The sequence below is a fragment of the Telluria sp. ZB2R32 genome, assembly GCF_059685715.1.
Genome location: NZ_JCASIG010000003.1, coordinates 30,087 through 51,386, shown reverse-complemented (window position 1 = coordinate 51,386; position 21,300 = coordinate 30,087). Strand labels below are relative to the sequence as shown.

20 protein-coding genes are annotated in these 21,300 nt (G+C 65.1%); 13 read left to right on the top strand and 7 right to left on the bottom strand.

Translation table 11 applies throughout. The features are described 5' to 3' along the window. Positions 1-102: 102 nt before the first annotated feature. Positions 103-567: an Hsp20 family protein gene (locus AC56LG_RS09580; RefSeq protein ID WP_497165888.1), complete on the bottom strand. Its 465-nt coding sequence runs from the start codon at positions 565-567 to the stop codon at positions 103-105. 228 nt (positions 568-795) lie between these two features. On the opposite strand from AC56LG_RS09580, the gene AC56LG_RS09575 reads away from it, so the two are divergent. Beyond that, entirely contained in the window at positions 796-2,712 is a 1,917-nt protein-coding gene (locus AC56LG_RS09575) for a M61 family metallopeptidase (RefSeq protein WP_497165887.1), read from the top strand. Positions 2,713-2,825: 113 nt separating this feature from the next. Next, positions 2,826-3,173: a hypothetical protein gene (locus AC56LG_RS09570; protein WP_497165886.1), complete on the top strand. Its 348-nt coding sequence runs from the start codon at positions 2,826-2,828 to the stop codon at positions 3,171-3,173. A 185-nt stretch (positions 3,174-3,358) separates the two neighbouring features. Here AC56LG_RS09570 and AC56LG_RS09565 read toward each other — a convergent pair whose 3' ends face one another. The 3 genes from AC56LG_RS09565 to imuA all read right to left on the bottom strand — a co-directional run bounded on the left by AC56LG_RS09565 (position 3,359) and on the right by imuA (position 6,390). Further along, positions 3,359-4,123: an alpha/beta hydrolase family protein gene (locus AC56LG_RS09565; protein WP_497165885.1), complete on the bottom strand. Its 765-nt coding sequence runs from the start codon at positions 4,121-4,123 to the stop codon at positions 3,359-3,361. Between the two features lie 148 nt (positions 4,124-4,271). After that, positions 4,272-5,753, bottom strand: a complete 1,482-nt coding sequence (locus AC56LG_RS09560) for a Y-family DNA polymerase (RefSeq protein WP_497165884.1) — start codon at positions 5,751-5,753, stop codon at positions 4,272-4,274. Then, complete coding sequence (imuA, locus tag AC56LG_RS09555; protein WP_497165883.1) at positions 5,683-6,390, bottom strand: translesion DNA synthesis-associated protein ImuA; 708 nt, start codon at positions 6,388-6,390, stop codon at positions 5,683-5,685. The genes AC56LG_RS09560 and imuA overlap by 71 nt, the downstream gene beginning before the upstream one ends. A gap of 243 nt (positions 6,391-6,633) precedes the next feature. On the opposite strand from imuA, the gene AC56LG_RS09550 reads away from it, so the two are divergent. From AC56LG_RS09550 to AC56LG_RS09535, 4 genes are read left to right on the top strand one after another with little or no spacing between them, the layout of a single operon-like run. Beyond that, positions 6,634-7,872 (top strand): putative Na+/H+ antiporter, encoded by a 1,239-nt coding sequence (locus tag AC56LG_RS09550; protein ID WP_497165882.1) that lies wholly within the window; start codon positions 6,634-6,636, stop codon positions 7,870-7,872. A gap of 18 nt (positions 7,873-7,890) precedes the next feature. Further along, the gene (gene hepT, locus AC56LG_RS09545; RefSeq protein WP_497165881.1) at positions 7,891-8,328 is read left to right on the top strand and encodes a type VII toxin-antitoxin system HepT family RNase toxin; all 438 of its coding nucleotides are present in this window, start codon (positions 7,891-7,893) and stop codon (positions 8,326-8,328) included. A gap of 25 nt (positions 8,329-8,353) precedes the next feature. After that, the gene (locus AC56LG_RS09540; RefSeq protein WP_497165880.1) at positions 8,354-8,662 is read left to right on the top strand and encodes a hypothetical protein; all 309 of its coding nucleotides are present in this window, start codon (positions 8,354-8,356) and stop codon (positions 8,660-8,662) included. A gap of 14 nt (positions 8,663-8,676) precedes the next feature. Continuing rightward, entirely contained in the window at positions 8,677-9,069 is a 393-nt protein-coding gene (locus AC56LG_RS09535; protein WP_497165879.1) for a GFA family protein, read from the top strand. A gap of 19 nt (positions 9,070-9,088) precedes the next feature. Here the strand turns inward: AC56LG_RS09535 and AC56LG_RS09530 are convergent, their stop codons facing one another. Next, entirely contained in the window at positions 9,089-9,760 is a 672-nt protein-coding gene (locus tag AC56LG_RS09530) for a glutathione S-transferase family protein (RefSeq protein ID WP_497165878.1), read from the bottom strand. A 72-nt stretch (positions 9,761-9,832) separates the two neighbouring features. Between AC56LG_RS09530 and AC56LG_RS09525 the strand changes: the two genes are divergently transcribed. Next, positions 9,833-11,524, top strand: coding sequence for an AMP-binding protein (locus AC56LG_RS09525; protein ID WP_497165877.1), 1,692 nt, complete (start codon positions 9,833-9,835; stop codon positions 11,522-11,524). A 47-nt stretch (positions 11,525-11,571) separates the two neighbouring features. Here the strand turns inward: AC56LG_RS09525 and AC56LG_RS09520 are convergent, their stop codons facing one another. Continuing rightward, positions 11,572-12,990, bottom strand: a complete 1,419-nt coding sequence (locus AC56LG_RS09520; protein WP_497165876.1) for a YihY/virulence factor BrkB family protein — start codon at positions 12,988-12,990, stop codon at positions 11,572-11,574. 362 nt (positions 12,991-13,352) lie between these two features. Here AC56LG_RS09520 and AC56LG_RS09515 point away from each other — a divergent pair, with 362 nt between their 5' ends. Next, positions 13,353-13,673, top strand: a complete 321-nt coding sequence (locus AC56LG_RS09515; RefSeq protein ID WP_497165875.1) for a Dabb family protein — start codon at positions 13,353-13,355, stop codon at positions 13,671-13,673. A 45-nt stretch (positions 13,674-13,718) separates the two neighbouring features. Here the strand turns inward: AC56LG_RS09515 and pepA are convergent, their stop codons facing one another. After that, on the bottom strand, positions 13,719-14,573 hold the full coding sequence (gene pepA, locus AC56LG_RS09510; protein WP_497165874.1) for a flocculation-associated PEP-CTERM protein PepA: 855 nt from the start codon (positions 14,571-14,573) through the stop codon (positions 13,719-13,721). A 288-nt stretch (positions 14,574-14,861) separates the two neighbouring features. On the opposite strand from pepA, the gene AC56LG_RS09505 reads away from it, so the two are divergent. From AC56LG_RS09505 to AC56LG_RS09485, 5 genes are all read left to right on the top strand, one after another. Continuing rightward, positions 14,862-15,308 (top strand): SRPBCC family protein, encoded by a 447-nt coding sequence (locus AC56LG_RS09505; protein ID WP_497165873.1) that lies wholly within the window; start codon positions 14,862-14,864, stop codon positions 15,306-15,308. Positions 15,309-15,348: 40 nt separating this feature from the next. Next, a complete protein-coding gene (locus tag AC56LG_RS09500; RefSeq protein WP_497165872.1) occupies positions 15,349-15,828 on the top strand; it encodes a VOC family protein in 480 nt (159 codons plus the stop codon). A gap of 180 nt (positions 15,829-16,008) precedes the next feature. Continuing rightward, a complete protein-coding gene (locus AC56LG_RS09495; protein ID WP_497165871.1) occupies positions 16,009-16,599 on the top strand; it encodes a DUF2760 domain-containing protein in 591 nt (196 codons plus the stop codon). A gap of 8 nt (positions 16,600-16,607) precedes the next feature. Beyond that, entirely contained in the window at positions 16,608-18,461 is a 1,854-nt protein-coding gene (locus tag AC56LG_RS09490) for an Hsp70 family protein (RefSeq protein WP_497166412.1), read from the top strand. Continuing rightward, positions 18,458-21,289 (top strand): Hsp70 family protein, encoded by a 2,832-nt coding sequence (locus AC56LG_RS09485; protein ID WP_497165870.1) that lies wholly within the window; start codon positions 18,458-18,460, stop codon positions 21,287-21,289. Before AC56LG_RS09490 ends, AC56LG_RS09485 begins: the two co-directional genes overlap by 4 nt. Positions 21,290-21,300: the final 11 nt, after the last annotated feature.

Sequence of the window (21,300 nt, the reverse complement as noted above, 5' to 3'; positions counted from 1 at the left end):
CGCCCGGACAAATCTGTCCGCCGCCAAGCGCAAAAAAGGGCACCCACTACCGCGGGCACCCTTTTCCTTACTGCCTGTACTGCTTATGCCACGCGTTCTACCTTAGGCAGCCTGACGCTGTTCGATTTTCTGAACATTGTCGGCGGTGCCGGCGGCGTCGCCGATCTGGATCTTGCGCGGCTTGAGTGCTTCGGGCACTTCGCGCACCAGGTCGATGGTCAGCATGCCGTTGTCGAACGAAGCGGTGGTCACCTTGACGTGGTTCGCCAGCTGGAAGCGCTGTTCGAAGTCGCGGGCGGCGATGCCGCGGTGCAGGAAGGTACGCTGGGTCTCGTCCTTCTGCTTGCGACCGGTCACGTGCAGCGTGTCGCGCTCGGAGACGATTTCCACTTCATCGCGCGAGAAACCGGCCAGGGCCATCACGATGCGGTATTTGTCTTCGGCGAGCAGCTCGACGTTGTACGGTGGGTAGCTCGGCTGCGATTCGGCGCGTTGCTCGAGCAGGCTGGCCAGGCGGTCGAAGCCGATGGCGGAACGGTACAGGGGAGCGAGGTCAAAAGTACGCATGATAAATATCCTTGTAAAAGTTAAGCGATAAGTTGACGGACCTCATCGTGAGCATCCGCTGGAACCAATCTAATGCCATCCCTCGGCCTTTTCAAGACATACGAAATACGGATTTTTAAGCCATTTTGCAAATTTTGTTTTCATCCATGTTTCGTACTATTTTGCAACTTTTTAAGGGAGGGCTGCGTGCTACACTCGTCCGGTTTTGTTCCATACATTGCCCACGAGATGACCGCACACGCCACGTTCTCCTTCGCCGCCAAGACGGCATCCAGCATCGCCCTCGCGTTCGCGCTGGCTTTCCCGGCGCAAGCCGCCGTCCCGGCCCCGGTCGACCAGCCCTACCCCGGCACCATCGTCCTGAAAGTCGATGCCACCAACCTGACGCAGCAGATCTTCCGCATGCGCATGACGGTGCCGGTGAAACCTGGCCCGATGACCTTCCTGTACCCGCAATGGCTGCCGGCGAACCACGGCCCGAGCGGCCCGCTGACGCAGCTGGCCGGCCTGAAATTCACCGCCAACGGCAAGCCGGTGGAATGGACGCGCGACCAGGTCGAGGTGTTCGCCTTCCACGTGACCGTGCCCGAAGGCGTGACGACGCTGGAAGCGGAATACCAGTTCCTGTCGCCGCTCGACCCAAGCCAGGGCCGCATCGTCATGACCGAGGATATCCTCGGCCTGCAATGGCCATCGGTGACGCTGTACCCGGCCGGTTACGTCGCGCGCCGCATCACGGTGCAGCCGTCGTTGACGCTCCCCGCCGGCTGGCAGTACGGCACCGCGCTGGAGACGTCGGAACGTCGGGGCGACGAAGTGCAATTCAAGGCGCACGACCTCGAAACGCTGATCGACTCGCCGCTGTTCGCGGGCCGCCATTTCAAGAAATTCGACCTCGATCCGGGCGCCAAGGTGCGCGTCTCGCTGAACGTCGTGGCGGACAATGCCGAGAGCCTGGAAGCCAAGCCCGAGCAGATCGCCGCGCACCGCGCGATGGTGCAGCAGTCGCTCAAACTCTTCGGTTCGCACCACTACGACCACTACGACTTCCTGCTGGCGCTGTCGGACGACTTCGGCGGCATCGGCCGCGAACACCACCAGTCGAGCGAGAACGGCGTCAAGCCGGGCTACTTCACCGACTGGGCGCGCTCCGAAGCCGGCCGCGACCTGCTGCCGCACGAGTACACCCACTCGTGGAACGGCAAGTTCCGCCGCCCTGCCGGCCAGGATGTCCCCAACTTCAACACCCCGCTGCAGAACGAACTGCTATGGGTCTACGAAGGCCAGACCCAGTACTGGGGCGGCATCCTGGGTGCGCGTTCCGGCCTGGTCTCGCAAGCCGGCGCGCGCGATGCGCTGGCCGCCACCGCCGCCCGCTACGACAAGGTCGGCGGCCGCGCCTGGCGCGCGCTGCAGGATACGGTCAACGACCCGATCATCATCGCCCGCCGCGCCCTCGGCTGGAGCAACTGGCAGCGTGGCGAGGATTATTATTCGGAAGGCGCCCTGATCTGGCTCGACGTCGACACCAGGATCCGCGAACTGTCCGGCGACAAGCGCTCGCTCGACGATTTCGCGCGCGCCTTCTACGGTATCAACAACGGCAGCTACCAGCCGGCCTTCTACACCTTCGACGACGTCGTCGCGACGCTGAACAAGGTGCAGAAATTCGACTGGGCGCCCTTCCTGCGCTCGCGCCTGGACGGCCACGGCCCCGGCGCCCCGCTCGACGGCCTGACGCGCGCCGGCTGGAAGCTGGTCTACACCGACACCCCGACCGACTACCTGAAAGCGGCGGAAGAACGCAGCAAGTCGACCGACTTCAGCTATTCGCTCGGCTTCGCCGTACGCGCCGATGGGGGCGTGAGCAACGTCCAGTGGGATGGTGTCGGCTTCCGTGCCGGCCTGGCCGGCAACACGACGATCGTCGCGGTGAACAACAAGGTGTTCAAGCCGGACGTCCTGAAAGCGGCCGTCAAGGCGGCGGCCAAGGACAGCAAGGCGCCGATCGACCTGCTGGTCAAAAAGGGCAACACCCTGCGCACGATCTCGCTGGATTACCATGGCGGCCTGCGCTACCCGCGCCTGGAACGGATCAGCGGCACGCCGGACCGGCTGGAGGCGATCTACAAGGCGCTCAAATAAGGCTTGATGTGCTGCGTGCTGGATGATGGGGGCGCCGGACCTGGTTCGGCGCCCCCTGTTTCTTTCCGGCTGCGGTTCCTCCAGGCTTCCCGTATTTTGGTATGCTCCGTCACATGACTACCGATACCGACATTGAACTGTCCGGCCCCTTCAAGGCCAACGACAGCACCGGCCGTTCCCACGACGTCAAGGCAATCCGCATTTTCGACGAGGGCTACGGGATCATCGACGTGTACGTCGACTTCGCCGCACCGGTCGATCCAGGCCTGCACCAGGACACCGTCCTGCTCAAGGCCATCATCGACCGCCTGCGCGCGCTCGGCTACAAGGGGCCGGATTTCGGCCTCAGCGATCCGGGACTGCAAGAGCGCAAGCTGATCGTGCTCGAAGCGCCCGAGGAATTCGCGCCGTTTGCCAAGAGCCGCGGCTGGAAGAACCTGGCCGAAGAGTTCGACGAATAAGGAACCGTCGCGTTCTGCTGATGTAGGGTGGACGGCTCCACCCTGCGATGCGCGTGTTCGTGGCCCATGAGCCGTCCACGCGTTCAACCCGTGCGTGCATCGACGCGCTGTTTTCACGGCTGCCTGAACGCGTGGACGGCATTGCAGCCGTTGGAATCTCACTTGTTCAGGTATAGCCGTCCACCCTACGGCAAATCGATGTACCTGCCACTCCACGCCGCAATCATCGCGGCCACCTGCGCCGCCTCCTCCCTCCCCGTCACCAGGTGATCGACCCCATCGAGCGACACGAAGCTCTTCGGATAAGCGGCCAGCTCGAAAATCCGCAGCGCATTCACAATCTCCACCGTATCGTCGCCCGGCGCATGCATCACCAGCAGCGCCCGGTCCAGCTGCGCGATCCGCTCGGCCAGCTGGTGCTGCGTCGCATCCTCGACGAACTGCTGGCGGATATTGAAATCGCGCCCCGCCAGTTTGACGCGCGCCTCGCCGAGCTGGGCGATCGTGTCCAGGTGCTCCGACAACAAGGCATTCACCACATAATGCGGATCGCTCGGCGAGGCGATCGTTACCACGGCTTTGGATTCCGGAATCCGGTGCGCGGCAGCCAGCACGGCCGTGCCGCCCATGCTGTGCCCGACCAGCAAACGCGGCGCCGCGAATTTGTCGCGCAGGAAACCGGCAGCGGCCACCAGGTCTTCCACGTTCGACGAAAAATTGGTGTCGCCAAAATCGCCCGCGCTGCTGCCCAGGCCGGCAAAATCGAAGCGCAGCATGCCGATGCCATGCGCAGCCAGTCCGTGCGCAATGCGGTTCGCCGCCAGCACGTCCTTGCTGCAGGTAAAGCAATGGGCGAAGACGCCATAGGCGCGCGGGAGGCCGTCGGGCAGATCCAGCTTGGCCGCCAGTTTGCCGTGCGGGCCCTGGAATTCGACGCGTTCAGTGAGCATGCGGTGTCCTGTTTGAAGAAGGCGCTACTCTGCACCGGATCGGGCGGGTGTGCAAGGGAGCACGCCTGATGCCGGCTGGCAGGATGTATCACCTATGTCTCTAGACATGTGTCACCCATGTCCCTAGACAGCAGCTTTTTCATCGTTTTTACCCAAACAACCCATGCAAATACCACCGCGGATCCGTATCCTCGCCCGCTCCCACGATCCGCTCCCGGTACACCCAGTACAGCGTGTGATCCTGCCCCTCCGCAATGAAATAATCGCGCGTCTGCGGTTCGGTCCACCAGCCCGCTTCGATCCGCTCCGGCGTCGACGCCATTTTCAAGGGCGAGCCATAGAACGGCCGGTGTTCGCGCATCAATAAAGCGATCGGCTTGGCCAGGATCCAGGTCGGACGCGGCAGGCTGTGCACGTCGGCCGGCAGCTGCGACAGACGCACCGATTCGCGTACCTTTTGCTGCACCGGCACCCAGGTATTGGCGACTTCGGGCCGGTAGTCGGCCTGGGGCAGTGCCTGTAAAACGTTGTCCGGACCGAGGCGCGCCACCAGCAGTTCGAGCATGCGCACGCGGTCTTCTTCGCTGCCGCCGGGTTCGGGGAAAAGCGATTCGCTCGGCGGCGCCATCGGCTGCAGTTGCGCGGCGTCGAGGGCGAGGCCGATGACGGGGGCGTCGAGCATGGTGTTCGCCAGGCGCTCGCGCAGCAGGCGCACCAGGTGTTCGTCGCGCCAGGTCGGTTCGCCCAGCGCGATCTCCACAAGCGTGGGTGGGCGCGCCACCCTGCCGCGCTCGTGTTCGAGGGAGAGCGTGATGCGCTCGACGGCGAGCTGGTGCGCGCACAGCCAGCCGGTCAGTTGCTGCACCAGGCGCTGGGCGCCTTGCAGGCATTCCTCGGCATTCTCGATGCGGTCGAACAATTCGATCTTCGCGTGGAAGACGGTGGGCGCCTCGACCCACTCGAACAGTTCGGGCGCCATGCCGTAGGCGGCGTCGAGGACGTCGAGCAGCGCGCGGCCGCAACGGCGTTGCAGGCCGGGGCGCGGCAGGCGGCGCATGGCGCCGATGTCGAAGCAACCGATGCCTTCGAACCAGCTGGCAAAGGCGCGGGCCGGCATTGGCAGCGTACTCGGCAGGCGGTCGAGGCGGCGCGCGAGCGACTCGATGCGCAGGACGCGGCCGGCGCGCCGCCGCGCCAGCATCCAGGTGCCGCGCGCGGTGGGCGCGCAGCTGAGGTAACCCGAGAAGCCGAGCGCGCGCAGGCTGGCGCGCACGCGCCGGCACAGCGCACGGATGCCGCCGAACAGGCGCAGGCTGGCGCCGATGTCGATGAGCAGGGTCGATTCCTCGGCCTGGGCCACCTGCGGCGTGTACTGCAGCAGCGCCAGCGCCACCGCGTGCAAGGCTTCGGCTTCGCGCTCGGGCGAACGCTCGACGATGCGCGCCTCGGGCATGAGCATCAGCACGCCGCCGCGGCGCATGCCGGGCTGGACGCCGGCGGCCTGCGCCAGCGGCGAGGCCGCCAGCACCCGCTCCGCCTCGAGGACGACGATGCCGGCGTCAGTTGACCAGTTCGGGGCGAAGACCTCGAGCGGCAGCCGGGGCAAATACAGGCCGATCCACAGTCGCATGGCGTTGGAGGGAGGGAGGAGTAAGGGGCAGGAACAGCGGCGCGTCGCGCTGCGGTCCCCGGCGTTTGATAAAACCGATGTCGAGCCCGCCGGCGGCGGGCCGCAGCGACAGGCGCAGCGGCGCCGGCGAAGCATCCTGGGCGCTGGCCAGCGGGCGCATCATGAAGAACAGGGTTTCGCCGCACTGGGCCGCCAGGTGCAGGCGGCGCAGGCTTTCGCCGCGCGCGTGGTTGGCCCAGAACAGCAGCGCCCCGCAACTGCCGCTGCGCAGCACCTGCTCGGCCGCCCACAGCGCGTCAGCGCCGCGGTTGGCGCGCAGCCAGATCAGCTGCGAAGGCGGCACGCCGAGCGCGGCCAGGGCCAGCGCCTGCGGCGGATGGGGCGGCTGCAGCAGCACGATGCGGCGCGCGGCGGCTGCCGCCAACGCCGGGCGCAGCAAGCGCATTTCGCCGATGCCGGGCTGCTGCAGCAGTAAATCGATCAGGGTGCCGGTAGGCCAGCCGCCGCCCGGCAACTGCTTCGACAGGGCCGGGTGGCCGGTGTCGACACAGCGCGCATGGGCATGCGCCAGCTGCGAGGCGCGCCACAGCGAAGGGTGTAAATCTTCCGGCGCGGCAGTGTGTTGTGAACAAGACATGATTAAGGGTAATGCAAAAGTACTGGATGGATATACAGTACTCGCTCGTTCAGCTTTTGGCAAGATGTGTATAGTTTGAAAACACGGTATTTAACGTTGTGCTTGTGTGCGCGCAAAGCCGCGACCCTTCAAGCGGACACGCCTGACGAACCATCCGACCTGCATCAAAAGATGGAATAATGAACGTTCATTCATTATTCTTCTAGCAATGACCGCTCTTCTCTTACATCCAGGACGCTGCCCATGACCACAATCCAGCTGGTCGGCGCCATCCTCTTCGCCTGCGCCCTCGTCCACACCTTCGCCGCCAAGGGTTTCGAGATCCTGGCCGATCGCCATCCGCGCCACGAAGGCCTGTTCCACCTGCTCGGCGAAGTCGAGGTCGTGTTCGGTTTCTGGGCCTTCGTCCTGATCGTGGCGATGGCCCTGGTCAGCGGGCCGGGCGCCGCCATCGACTATGCCGAATCGCGCCATTACACCGAACCGCTGTTCGTGTTCGTGGTCATGGTGATTGCCGCCTCCCGGCCGATCCTGTACGCCGTGCGCGCCCTGCTGGGCACGATCGCGCGGCTGGTGCCGCTGCGCACCGAAGTCGCACTGGCCTGGCTGGGACTGGCGCTGGTGCCATTGGCCGGCTCGCTGATCACAGAACCAGCGGCGATGACGCTGGCCGCGCTGATGCTGGCGCCCCAGGTATTCAGGCCCGGCATTCCGGAACCGCTGAAATACGGCGCGCTCGGCGTACTGTTCGTGAACGTCTCGATCGGCGGCACCTTGACGGCCTACGCCGCGCCGCCGGTGCTGATGGTGGCCGGCACCTGGGGCTGGGACAGCGCCTACATGCTGACCCATTTCGGCTGGCGCGCGGCCGTGGCTGTGCTGATCAACGCCAGCGTCGTGACCTTTCTGCTGCAAAAACACCTGGCGCCGGCAACTGCAGAGGCTGTCGCCCCGGTACCACTGAAAGTCTCCGCCATCCACCTGGCCTTCCTGGCCGCGGTGGTGCTGCTGGCGCACCATCCGGTGCTGTTCCTCGGCCTGTTCCTGCTGTTCCTGGGCTTTACCCAGGCGTATGGGCGCCACCAGGATCCCCTGATCCTGAAGGAAGGGCTGCTGGTCGGATTCTTCCTGGCCGGCCTCGTCGTGCTGGGCGGGATGCAGCAGTGGTGGCTGCAGCCGATCGTTTCCAGCCTGGCGCCGACCGCCCTGTTCTTCGGTGCGCTCGGCCTGACCGCAATCACCGACAATGCGGCACTGACCTATCTCGGTTCGCTGATCGCCGGCCTGTCCGAACACGCCAGATACATGCTGGTGGCCGGTGCGGTGGCCGGCGGCGGCCTGACCGTGATCGCGAATGCCCCCAACCCCGCCGGCGCCGCCCTGCTGCGGCACGGTTTCAACGACGAGTCGATCGGCGCCCTCGGCCTCCTGGGCGGCGCGCTGGGTCCGACGATCGTCGCCGCAATCCTGTTTTTAATCTGAAGACCTGAAGGAGTGAGCATGGACGACACCGTATTGGTCGGCAAGACCGGCATCATCGAACGCTGCTGCCGCCGCGCCCGCGAAGAGTACGAAAAGGATCCGACCACCTTCGTGGGCGACCTCACGCGCCAGGATGCGGCCACGCTGAACGTGATCCGCGCCTGGGAAGCGGCGGTCGAGATGGGAGACTATGTGATCGCCATGGCCGACCTGGGCGAGCCGTTCAACGAGCGCGAGGTCATCAGCATCCTGGCCGACAACGGCTGGATCGACGCCACCCTGGCCGAGGACCTGAAACGCACCGGCGAGTTCTGCCGCGCCGAATGGGATTACCAGGCCGCGCCGCTGCCGGCCCTGGTCACGATCATCAAGCGCGGGCTCGACAATTTCGCGGCCTACAGCCAGGCGCTGGTCACGGGCGCGGCGACGCTGCCGGATACGCCGCAGGCAGACTGACAATAACTAGCCCTGGAGGCAGGACATGTCGGAAATCTTTCTGGTGATTGCGCTGCTGGTGGCTGGCATCGCGGTTTTGCTCCACACGGCAAGCGATCGCAAACTGTTGAATTTCATCGATTACGGTGGCCCACAGGCGACGGCGCGCATCAACCGCTACGCGGCGCGGCGCCTGCTGTTGCCGGTCGCCGTGAACCTGGCAGGCGCCCTGGTCGCCGCGCGGCAGCCGCAGCTGGCGGTGCCGCTCCTGTTCCTGACGCCGCTCTCGATCCTCGGCGCCATGGTCTGGATCGCAGCCGGCGTGTCGCGCCTGAAAACGGTTCGGGCGAATTGACCGGAGAGACGGACATGGAGCATTACAACGGCGGCTGCCTGTGCGGCGATATCCGCTTCGTGGCGACCGGACGCCCGTACCGGGTGGGCCTGTGCCACTGTCTCGACTGCCGCAAGCATCATGGCGCGTTGTTCTACGCGGCCGCGATTTTCCCGCAAGACGCGGTGACGATTAGCGGGGAAACACGCGACTACGCCGGGCGCCATTTCTGCCCGCGCTGCGGCTCGCCTGTGTTCGGACGCAGCGAAGACGAAATCGAAATCCACCTGGGATCATTGGACACCCCGAACCAGTTCACGCCGACCTATGAAAACTGGACCGTCCGGCGCGAGTCTTGGCTGCCGCCGTTTCCGCTCGCGCACCATTACGCGCACAATCGCGAGACCACAGGGCGTAGCGAAGAATAAGTACCCGGCCCGTGTTGTATCAGCCTGCCGGCCGCATGTCCGGCGCCGCCACCGTCGACACCCCCTGCGCCAGCGCGGCACACTCCTGCGCCGCCATCGCGCGCCCGAAGCCATCGCGCGTGCGCAAGCGTTCCCAATAGCGCGCCACCTCCGGCGTGAACCGTTCGTGCAAACCCAGGTGCTGCGCCAACAACAGTGCATAGCCGACCGACACGTCGGCCGCCGTGAACCGGTCCGCAGCCAGGAAATCACGTTCACCGAGGCGCGGCTCCAGCGTGCGCAAGCGCGCCAGAAACCACTTCGCATAATCCTCGGCCACCTGCGGCGCGCGCCGCCCAAGAGATTCAAAATGGGTGTAGCGCAGGACCAGCGTCTGCGGAAAAGTCAGCGTCGCCTCGCCGAAATGCAGGAAGTTCAAGTAGGCCGCGTAATCCTGCTCGCCCGGCTCGACATTCATCGCCGATCCCGCGCGCGCCGCCAGGTACTGGCACATCGCCGCCGATTCCGTCATCCGCACCGCGCCGTCGAACAGCGCCGGCACCGTCCCCAGCGGATTCACCGCCAGATACTGCTTGTCGAATGCGCGCGGCGGAAACGGCAGCATCTTCAGCTCGTAGGGCAGGCCCAGTTCTTCCAGCATCCACAAAGGGCGGAACGAACGGGCGCTCATGCAATGGTAGAGGGTGATCATTGGCGTGTTTTCCTGTTGGACTGCATGGGCAGCGAGGATTTAGTATAAAGAAGTACTGATCATGACAACGACATGGAGACACAGATGCAGCAGAGCCCGAGCTATGTACACGGCGCCCACGACGTGCCCCTCATCGGCGACACCATCGGCCCCTTCCTGGCCAACATCGCCCGTCGCTACGGCGACAACGAAGCGCTGGTCGTACCGCACCAGAACGTGCGCTGGACCTACACCGAATTCGATGCGCGCGTCAGCCGGCTGGCGGCCGGCTTGCTGGCGCTGGGATTGCAGCCGGGCGACCGCATCGGCATCTGGTCGCAGAAGTGCGCCGAATGGGTGCTGGTGCAATTTGCCACCGCGCGCGCCGGCCTGGTGATGGTCAACATCAATCCGGCCTACCGCCGCTCGGAACTCGAATACGTGCTGGACAAGGTCGGTTGCGCCGCCCTGATCCTCGCCCCCGCCTTCAAGTCGAGCGATTACCTCGCGATCCTGCAGGACGTGGTGCCCGAGATTGCGCACAGCGCGCCCGGCCAATTGCAAGCAGCGGGTTTGCCGCACCTGCGCCACGTGATCCGCCTGGGCACGGATAAAACGCCGGGCATGCACAATTTCGACGACGTGCTGGTGCCCGACGGCGACCCGCGCCTGGCGCAGCTGGCCGAGCTCGAAGCGACGCTGCAATTCGACGAGCCGGTGAATATCCAGTTCACCTCAGGCACGACAGGTGCACCGAAAGGCGCCACGCTCACCCACCACAATATCCTGAACAATGGCTTCTTCGTCGGCGAAGCGATGCGCCTGTCGAACCGCGACCGGCTCTGCATCCCGGTGCCGCTGTACCACTGCTTCGGCATGGTGCTGGGGAACCTGGCCTGCGTCACGCATGGCGCCACCATGGTCTTTCCGGGCGAGAGTTTCGAGCCGAAAGCGGTGCTGGAGACCGTGCAAGCCGAACGCTGCACCGGCCTGCACGGCGTGCCGACCATGTTCATCACCTTGCTCGACCATCCCGATTTCGCCAACTACGATTTGTCGACGCTACGCACCGGCATCATGGCCGGCTCGCCCTGCCCGGCCGAAGTCATGAGCCGCGTGATCGAGAAGATGCACCTCGGTGAAATCACGATCGCCTACGGCATGACCGAAACTTCGCCGGTCAGCTTCCAGAGTTCGGTCGACGATCCGGTGCCGCTGCGCGTGGCCACCATCGGGCGCGTGCATCCGCACCTGGAAGTGAAAATCGTCGACGCCGACGGCAAGATCGTTCCGCGCGGCGTGAAAGGCGAACTGCTCACGCGCGGCTATTCGGTGATGCTCGGCTACTGGGGCGACGAAGAAAAAACCCGCGAAACGATCGACGCCGCGCGCTGGATGCATACCGGCGACCTGGCCGTGATCGACGAACAGGGTTTTGCGACGATTGTCGGCCGCGCCAAGGACATGGTGATTCGCGGCGGCGAAAACATCTATCCGCGCGAAATCGAGGAATTCCTGTACCGCCATCCGAAAATCCTCGACGTGCAATGCGTCGGCGTGCCGGATGCGAAATATGGAGAGGAACTGTGCGCCTGCATCGTCCTGCGGCCCGGCATGGAAGCGAGCGAAGACGAGATCCGCGACTTTTGCAAGGGGCAGATCGCGCACTACAAGATTCCGCGCCATATCCGCTTCGTTGCGGGTTTTCCGATGACGGTGACGGGGAAGATCCAGAAATACCTGTTGCGTCAGCAGGTAACGACGGAGCTCGGCTTGGCGGGTTAGGAATGCCTGGCGAAATCGTCATTACCTCGTAAGTGGCGGCGGCTGGACTATTCGTTTTTCACTTTGCTGTTTGCGTACACCCACGTGTATTCAGCGCCAAACAGGAAAATCTGCGCAGAGTAATAGAACCACGCGACGAGAATCACAAACGAACCGGCTGCGCCAAAGCCCGAGGCCACGCTCGATTTCGCCAGGTACAAGCCGATCAATGATTTGCCTACGTTGAACAGCAAGGCTGTGACCGCGGCCCCCATCCAGACATCGTGCCAGGATATCTTCGCAGTCGGCATGATCTTGTAGATCATCGCAAACAGCACCGTGAAGAGGGCGAACGACGCGGCGAAATTCAAACCATTTGCCAGGACGCTTTCCGCTGCAGTCCCTCCGCCCAACCATTCGCTCGTCGCAGCGAGCGCAGCGCTGACGACGAGTGAAAGCATCAGCATGAAAGCGAGTCCGAGAACCAATCCGAAAGACAATACACGGCTGCGCAACCAACCCCAGAGGCCCGACGGTTTCGCTTTCGCCGGCACCTCCCAAATGCGGTCCAGATCAGTTTGCAGCTCGGCGAAAATCGCAGTTGCGCCCAGCAGCAAAAGAAAACCGCCAACGATACTGGCGACCATTCCGGTGGACGGTTCACGCGCAGCTTGCAGCAAGCCCTGCACGGCCGTCGCGCCTTCCTCCCCCATAATGCCTTGAAGCTGCCCGATGATTGCGCCTTGCGCAGCGTCCTGTCCAAATACCATCCCGGCAATCGCGATGATGAGGACCAGCAGCGGTGCCAGGGAGAACAACGTGTAATACGACAGCGCCGCCCCCATGCTCGGCGCGTAATCATCCATCCATGCGTTTGCCGCCGCCAGGAATATTTGCCACTGCCTGCCTATCCAGCTCGCCGAGGTGTGTTCGAACCTTGGACGCGGAGGCGTGCTCGTGGCTGGTTCCGTATCCTTCGCATCAGGTTTGTCTTCCGCCAAACGCGTCGGCGCATCTTCTGTTTGTTTCTGGACAGCGGGGGACGGGTCGACGCTGGTATTGCTCATGGCAGAGGCAAAAGACGCCAGCAGGGGTAGAAGAAAACTGCCCGTTTTCAGAAGGTCGCCAGTGTCGTCGCTGCGTTCCCGCGCCCGTTCTGGTGCCCTATAGGATATGGAGGTCTTTTTACGCCTGAAGAAAGCATAGCCCGCCGCGGCGATTCCCAGTACGGCGGCGCCACGCACATAACGGGAGGAAAGCACGTCTGAAGCTTTCGATTTCCACACGTCGAATTGCTCATTCGTTCTCGACTCGGCGGCAGCTACGCGGGTTTCGGCTTCATGCTTTTCGTGGGCGGTAGCGGTCATATTGTCCTCATGTGGTCGGTATTCGTGCCGGGCCGCCTTGGCGCGACGGCCACGCCCGGCGGCTACGAAGGGCTGCTTTTGCCCGAACGGGTTCTTCTTGAACCATAAGCCTTCCGTCAAGAAGGTTCAGTACGGTGACTCACCGTCTGCAGAAGCAAATAGAGGATTGTTGCAACTGAAAATGCAGCTGTCATACCGAGACCGCAGCGTTGAAGGACCGCAACCCAAAGGAGCGCTTGCGACCCAGCGGTGATCAAGTGAAGTCCCGCGATCCGTAGGGTGGACTCAAGAGTCCACCCTACGAACGTCGCGACGGATCACTGGCTGGTTGAATGCGTGGCGGCGCAAATGGCGCTGATCCACAAACTGAACAGGTATAGCCGCCCACCTTACGGGTCTGTGCATCGTTCACGAACCAGGCGCGTGCGCAAGCCGTTTTACAAGCCGTGTAAGATCGCGTATCCCTTCAACCCAAGCACACCATGACCGCCAATTCGTCCCCCACCCTGCGCCACGTCGTCCTGTTCGCCTTCAAGGACGACGCTACTTCCGAACAGATCGATACCGTCGTCAGCGACTTCGGCGCCCTCGCCCAGGCCGTGCCCGGCATCGTGGCCTACGAGTGGGGCACGAACGTCAGCCCGGAAGGCTTGAACGACGGTTTTACGCATTGTTTCACGCTCACCTTCGGCAGCAATGAAGACCGCGACGTCTACCTGGGCCATCCGGCGCACACCGCCTTTGTCGCCACGCTGGGTGTCTGCCTGGCGCGCTCGCTCGTCGTCGATTATTGGGCGAAATAAAAAAGAGCGGGCATGCCCGCTCTTCGTGACGCACCCTGCCGCAATTCAGACTTTCGCGGCGCGCTTGCGGCTCGCCATTCCCACGCCCAGCAAGGCAATGCCGAACAATGCCAGCGATCCCGGCTCCGGCACTTCGGACAGTTTGAACTGACCGTTATTGCTGACGAAGAAATAGGACGGGGTATTCGCGTAGGCCGTGCCATTGCAGCCATTGCCGGTGAAGCCGGCGAATTCGCAGGCGACTTCGCTCACCAGGGTGGTGGTCGGCTCGGCGACGGTGTTCGCGTTGGTAAAGGCAAAGGCCATGATCGTTTCCAGTGCCAGGTCTTCGCCGTTTTCGCGGAAGAAATAGCCGGAATCCAGAGATCCTGCTTCAGCCCGCGCGAACACGGTGACGCGGCCGTTATTGGTTGGCGACCCGCTTGCATCGACCTCGCCGCCACCGCCCGCCATCACGGTAAAGGTTGCGAACTCGTTGCCCAGGTCTGCGCCATACGTGCCCGCCGTGGTGCCGTACTGACCGGCCGTCGGATTCTGGAACATGCGGATGGTGCCACCGGTGAAGGTAAACTGGCCACCGAAGGTACCGGTACCGGTTGCATCGAAGGTCGCGGTGATGTTGCCACCCGGGTAGTTCACCGGAAACAGCTGGAAGTTGCTGTCCGCCTGAGCGATGTTGAACACCGCGTGTTCGGTGAACGAAAAGCTCGTACCGCCGCTGGGGTTAAGCTGGATGAAGGCATTGCCGTTCACGTCCAGGTATTCATTGATCGTCTGGCCGCCGGCGAAGCCGCCTCCGGTCGGATTGAATACCCAGTCGTTCAGGACAACTTCGGCATGGGCAACGCCCATCGATGTTGCAAGCGCAGCAGCACACGCCATTTTCTTCAAAAGTTTCATGACTGAATCCTCTTAAGTGGTTGATCAGGCACAGCACTCCATTTTTAAGCAACCTGCATACCAGTGTATTTACATCATTTAAAATCAATAGCTTGCGGATTATTGTTAACTCTGCATTGATAAAAATGTAAAGAATTTCGACGCCGCGGGCGGCGTCCACCCATCTTTCCGGCCGCGCCCGGCCAGCATTTTTATTACAAAAAACCGCGGCCCGATGTCGAATATCCGAAGCTGTATTCGTCGTACTGCCAGAGGGACGTCCTCTGCCTTTTCATAAGGAAACCGATCATGTCCACGAATACCGTCGAGCTGCACCGCGTGTTCAAGTCGACCGCGGACCGCGTCTACCGCGCCTTCACGACCCCGGATGCCTTTGCCAAATGGCTGCCGCCGCATGGCTACTTCGCCACCGTGCATGCCATCGACGTTCGACCAGGCGGGCGCTACCGGATGTCGTTCACGAACCTCACCACCGGCCACAGCGAAGTGTTCGGCGGCGAGTACCTGGAACTGGAACCCGGCAAACGCCTGCGCTATACGGCCGAGTTCGACGACCCGAAGCTGCCGGGCCGGATGCAGACCACGGTGACCCTGCGCGACGTGTTCTGCGGCGTCGACATCCACATCCGCCAGGAAGGCATTCCGGAGATGATTCCGGCCGAATCCTGCTATCTCGGCTGGCAGGAGTCGCTGCAGCAGCTCGGGCAACTGGTGGAAGCCGGGATCAAGGATTGAATCGCTCCCCGTATTGCGCCAACCAACAAGGAGACACACCATGACCAGCAAAAACACGATCTGCCTCTGGTTCGACGGCGGCGCACTCGACGCCGCCCGCTTTTACGCCGAAACCTTTTCCGACAGCGCCGTCACGGCCGTGCACCATGCACCGAGCGATTTCCCGTCCGGCAAAGAGGGCGACGTCCTGACGGTGCAATTCACCGTGCTCGGCATCCCCTGCCTCGGCCTGAACGGCGGCCCGCTCTTTCCCCAAACCGAAGCGTTTTCGTTCCAGGTCGCCACCGACGACCAGGCCGAGACCGACCGCCTGTGGAATGCGATCGTCGGCAATGGTGGCCAGGAAAGCGCCTGCGGCTGGTGCAAGGACAAGTGGGGGCTCAACTGGCAGATCACGCCGCGCGTGCTCACCGACGCCATTGCCAACCCCGACAAGGCGGTAGCAAGGCGCGCGTTCGAAGCAATGATGACGATGCGCAAGATCGACATCGCCACCATCGAAGCGGCAGTGCGCGGCTGAGACTTTCCGCTCCCTGCTTGCTTGTCAAGCATTGCATTCCTCATCTTGAGCAGCATATGAAGTGGCACGACGGCTGCCGCCCGGCGGCCGTCCGCGTGCCGGCCCCGTGGTCAAACTGGTATCATTCGCGTTTGTCCGGACCCAGGCCCCGACGCTCCCTACCACTACAGAACATCAAGAATGAGCACACCGACCCAACTGCCCTCTTTCTGGAGCCGGCTCTCCCTCGCCTTCGGCACCTTTTTCAAGACCGTCGGCGACGCCGAATTTGCCGCGCGCGTGCGCGATGACCAGGTCGGCCCCGTCGCTGCCCCGGCTCCTGCGTCGGCGCCCGCCCAGACGCCCGTCCCTGCCGCCGCGCCCGCCCCGGTCCCGGTCCAGCTGCGCGAAGCCACCCCGGACGCCGCCCTGCAACTGCTGACCCTGCTGCAGCGCGAAGCGCGCCTGATCGACTTCGCCCACGAAAACCTGGCGGCCTATGCCGACGCCGACATCGGCGCCGCCGCCCGCGTCGTCCACGAAGGCTGCGCGCGCGTACTGAAAGACCACTTCACGATCGCTCCCGTGCGCAACGAGGCCGAAGGGGCGCGCGTCACGCTCGAAGAAGGTTTCGATGCGGCCAGCGTGCGCCTGACCGGCAACGTGGTCGGCAAGGCGCCGTTCAAGGGCACCCTGAGCCACCGCGGCTGGAAAGCCACCGACGTACGCCTGCCGCAGCTGGCGAAGGAACACGATGCCAGCGTGCTGGCGCCGGCGGAGGTGGAACTGTGAGCGCCCCGATGAACGCCCCGGTGAGCGCCAGCTATGCCATCGGCATCGACCTCGGCACCACGCACAGCGCCTTGTCGTACGTCGACCTGGAAGCGAGCGACGGCGAGAACACCGCGCACGGCGTGCTGCCGATCCCGCAGCTGAGCGCGCCCGGCACCGTCGAGGCGCTGCCGCTGCTGCCCTCCTTCCTCTACCTGCCGCACCCGGACGAACTGGCGCCGGGCGAGCTGGCGCTGCCGTGGGGTTCGGAAGGCGATGCAGTCGCCGGCGAAATGGCGCGCAGCCGCGGCGCCACCACGCCGATCCGCCTGGTCTCTTCGGCCAAGAGCTGGCTGTCGCACCCGAGCGTGGACCGCCGCGCCGCCATCCTGCCGTCGGACGCGCCGGAAGAAGTCACGCGCGTCTCGCCGCTGGACGCCTCCACGCGTTACCTGCAGCACCTGCGCCGCGCCTGGGACAACGCCCATCCGGAAGCGCCGTTCGACCAGCAGCAAGTGACGGTGACGATTCCCGCCTCGTTCGATCCGGGCGCGCGCGAACTGACCGCCGAAGCCGCCCGCAACGCCGGCTATACTTCCGCTACGCTGCTCGAAGAACCGCAGGCGGCACTGTACAGCTGGATCCAGGGCAGCAACGGCGCCTGGCGCAAGCAAGTCAAAGCCGGCGACATCGTGCTGGTGGTCGACGTCGGCGGCGGCACCAGCGACTTTTCGCTGATCGCCATCCTCGAGCGCGACGGCAAGCTGGAACCGCACCGCGTGGCCGTGGGCGATCACATCCTCCTCGGCGGCGACAACATGGACCTGGCCCTGGCCCACCTGGTGGCGCGCAAGCTCGCCGCGAATGGCACCCAGCTCGACGCCTGGCAGATGCGCGCGCTGACCTACGGCTGCCGCGGCGCCAAGGAACACCTGCTGGCCGACGCGAATGCCACCACGTGGCCGATCGTGGTGCCGAGCCGCGGCTCGAAACTGATCGGCGGCTCGATCCGTACCGAACTCACCCGCGACGAAGTCACGACGTTCATTACCGACGGCTTCTTCCCGCGTGTGGAAGCGTCGGCACGCCCTGCCGTGCGCACCCGCGCCGGCCTGACGCAACTGGGCCTGCCGTATGCGCAGGATGCCGCCGTGACGCGCCACCTGGCCGCCTTCCTGGCGCGCCAGGCCGGCGCCACCGCCGAACTCGAAGGTTTCGCGGGCCGCGTGAGCGCCGACCACTCCTTCCTGCATCCGAGTGCGGTGCTGTTCAACGGCGGCGTGTTCAAGTCCGGCATTCTCGCCCAGCGCGTGATGGAGACCATCAACGACTGGCTCTACATGGAAGGCGCGGAACCGGCACGCATGTTAGAGGGCGCCGACCTCGACCTGGCCGTCGCCCGCGGCGCGGCCTACTACAGCTACGCGCGCCGTGGCGGCGGCGTGCGCATCCGCGGCGGCACGGCGCGTTCGTACTACGTCGGCGTCGAATCGTCGATGCCGGCGATCCCCGGCATGGAACCGCCGATCCAGGCGCTGTGCGTGGCGCCCTTCGGCATGGAGGAAGGGAGCGAACTCGAACTGCCGGGCCAGGAATTCGGCCTGGTGGTGGGAGAGCCGGTCCACTTCCGCTTCTTCGGTTCGACCACGCGCCGCCAGGATCAAATCGGCGAGGTGCTCGATTTCTGGGGTCCGGACGAGCTGCAGGAGCAAAACGAAATCCAGGCAACCTTGCCGGCCGATGGCCGCACGCCGGGCGACGTGGTGCAGGTCAAGCTGCATGCGCTGGCGACCGAAGCGGGCACCCTGGAACTGGCGGCGGTGGCGCGTGACGGCCAGCGCTGGAAAGTCGAATTCGACGTTCGCACCACGACCGAACAGTGACATCCTACCTGGTCAGTATCGACCTCGGCACCACCAACACGGTGCTGGCGTATGCCGCACCCGGTGCGGCGGAGGTCGAACTGTTCCCGATCGACCAGTTGGTGGCGCCCGGCGAAGTGGCCGGCGCGCCGCTGCTGCCGTCGAACCGTTATCACCCTGCTGACGAAGAACTCGGGCCCGGCCAGTTGCAGCTGCCCTGGCAGTTGGCCGACGTGGCCGGCCTCGAGCGCGTCGCCATCGGCCGCCTGGCGCGCAGCCTCGGTGCGGCGACGCCGGGCCGGCTGGTGGCCAGCGCCAAGAGCTGGCTGTCGCACCCCGGCGTCGACCGCATGGCGCCGATCCTGCCCTGGGGCGCCGAGCCCGAGGTGCCGAAGGTCTCGCCGGTGGCGGCCAGCGCCAGCTATCTGTCCCACCTGCGCGCCAACTGGAATATCCGCTTTCCCGGGCAGCCGCTGGAACAGCAGGAAGTCGTGCTCACCGTGCCGGCCTCCTTCGACGAAGGTGCACGGGCGCTGACGCTGGAAGCGGCGCGGCTGGCCGGCCTGCCGCGCCTGCGCCTGCTGGAAGAACCGCAGGCGGCGCTGTACGACTGGCTGTACCGCCACCGCGCCACCCTGGCCGAGGACCTGGCCGATACAAAGCTGGTGCTGGTGGCCGACGTCGGTGGCGGCACCACCGATTTCAGCCTGGTCAAGGTCGAACTCGTCGACGGCCAGCCGCAACTGACGCGCATCGGCGTCGGCAACCACCTGATCCTTGGCGGCGACAACATGGACCTGGCGCTGGCGCACCTGGTCGAGGCGCGCATGGCCGAACAGGATGGTACTCAGGCGCCGGCGCGCCTGTCGGCCGCGCGCCTGGCCCAGCTGACCGAGCGCTGCCGCGCCGCCAAGGAGCAGCTGCTGGCGAGCGACGCACCCGAGCAGGTACCCGTCACCCTGCTGGGTTCCGGTGCGCGCCTGATCGGCGCCAGCCGCAAGGCCGAACTGCGCCGCGCCGACATCGAACGCGTGGTGCTGGACGGCTTCTTCCCTCTGAACGAAGCGCAGGAAAGCGCGCGCCGTGCACGTGCCGGCATCGTCGAATTCGGCCTGCCCTACGCCAGCGACCCGGCCGTCACGCGCCACCTGGCCAGCTTCCTGCGCCAGCACGCGGCGGCGGCGCGCGCGGCGCTCGGCCTGGTGGAAGACGACGCCACACTGCCCGTGCCTGACACCTTGCTGCTCAACGGCGGCGTATTCCGCGGCGCCGCGCTGGCCGAACGCCTGGCCGCGACGCTGGAGAATTGGCGTGGGCAGCCGCTGCGCATCCTGCACAACCTCGATCCGGACGTGGCCGTCGCGCGTGGCGGCGTCGCCTATTCGCTGGCGCGCCAGGGCGCCGCGCCCGCCATCGAGAGCGGCGCGGCGAGGAGCTATTACCTGCTGCTCGAAGGCGAGCGCGCGCAGTCAGGCTTGCGCGCCGTGTGCCTGCTCCCGCGCGGCACGCCGGCCGCCACCGAAGTGCGCCTGCACGAACGCAGCTTTGCCCTGCGCCTGGGGCGTCCGGTGCGCTTTCACCTGGTCTCGACCGTGGCCGACGGCGGCGCCGCGCCACATGCCGGCGCACTGGTCGACCTGGCGCCGGAAGACGTCGTGCGCCTGCCGCCGATTGCGACCGTGCTGCGCGCTGCGCCCGGCGCCGCGCCGCGCAGCGAGATCGCCGTGCAGCTGGTGGCGTCGCTGAGCGAAGTCGGTTCGCTGGAAGTGCATTGCGTGGCCGAGGATGGCAGCGGACGCTGGCAGCTCGCCTTCGAACTGCGCGCCGCCGAGGGCGAAGAGGAAGCTGTCGAGACCGAGGTCCTGCCGCCGCAGACGGATGCGGCAATCGAGAAGATCGAACGTGTCTTCGGCACCCGCTCGAAAGCCGTCGACACCAGGGAAGTGCGCCAGCTGCGCGCCAGCCTCGAACACCTGCTCGGTCGGCGCGAAGGCTGGGCCACGCCGCTGTTGCGGCGCCTGTTCGACGCCTTGATGGAGCGATCGAAGGGACGGCGCCGCTCGGCCGAGCACGAACGCGCCTGGCTGAACCTGGCCGGCTTTTGCCTGCGCCCCGGCTTCGGCCATCCGCTCGACAGCTGGCGCATCGAGCAGCTGTGGGCGATGTTCGAAACGGGCGTGCAATACCACAAGGACACGCAGGTGCGCGCCGAATGGTGGACCCTGTGGCGGCGCGTGGCCGGCGGCCTCGACACCGAAGCGCAGCTGCGCCTGCTCGACGATTTCGCCTTCAATCTGCAGGCCGATGCGTCCGAGCGCGGCAAGCGCCCGATCACCCTGGTCGACGGCAGCGAGGACGACATGCTGCGTCTTGGCGCGTCGCTGGAACGCATCCCGGCGGCTTACAAGGCGGAGATCGGCAACTGGATGATGGAGCAGATCGCGGCGATTCCAACAGGCGCCGCCAAACTCGACGCCAAGACGGCGGCCACCTATGCGCGCTACCTGTGGGCGTTTGGGCGCGTCGGCGCGCGCCAGTCCTTCCACGCCAGCGCCCACGAAGTCGCGCCACGCGCGGTGGCCGAGGCATGGCTGGGCCAGTTGCTGCTGCTTGACTGGAAAAAGATCGAACCGGCCGGCTTTGCCGCGACCCACATCGCGCGCATGACCGGCGACCGCTCGCGCGACATCGGCGAGTCCGTGCGCGCCGAAGTGCTGCGGCGGTTGGGAGCGACCGGTGCGCCGGCCGCCTGGACGGCGCTGGTGCGCGAGGTGGTGGAGCTCGACCAGGCGAGCGAGACACGCATGCTGGGCGAGGCGCTGCCGCCGGGCCTGAAGCTGCTTCGTTAAGAATAGATCGA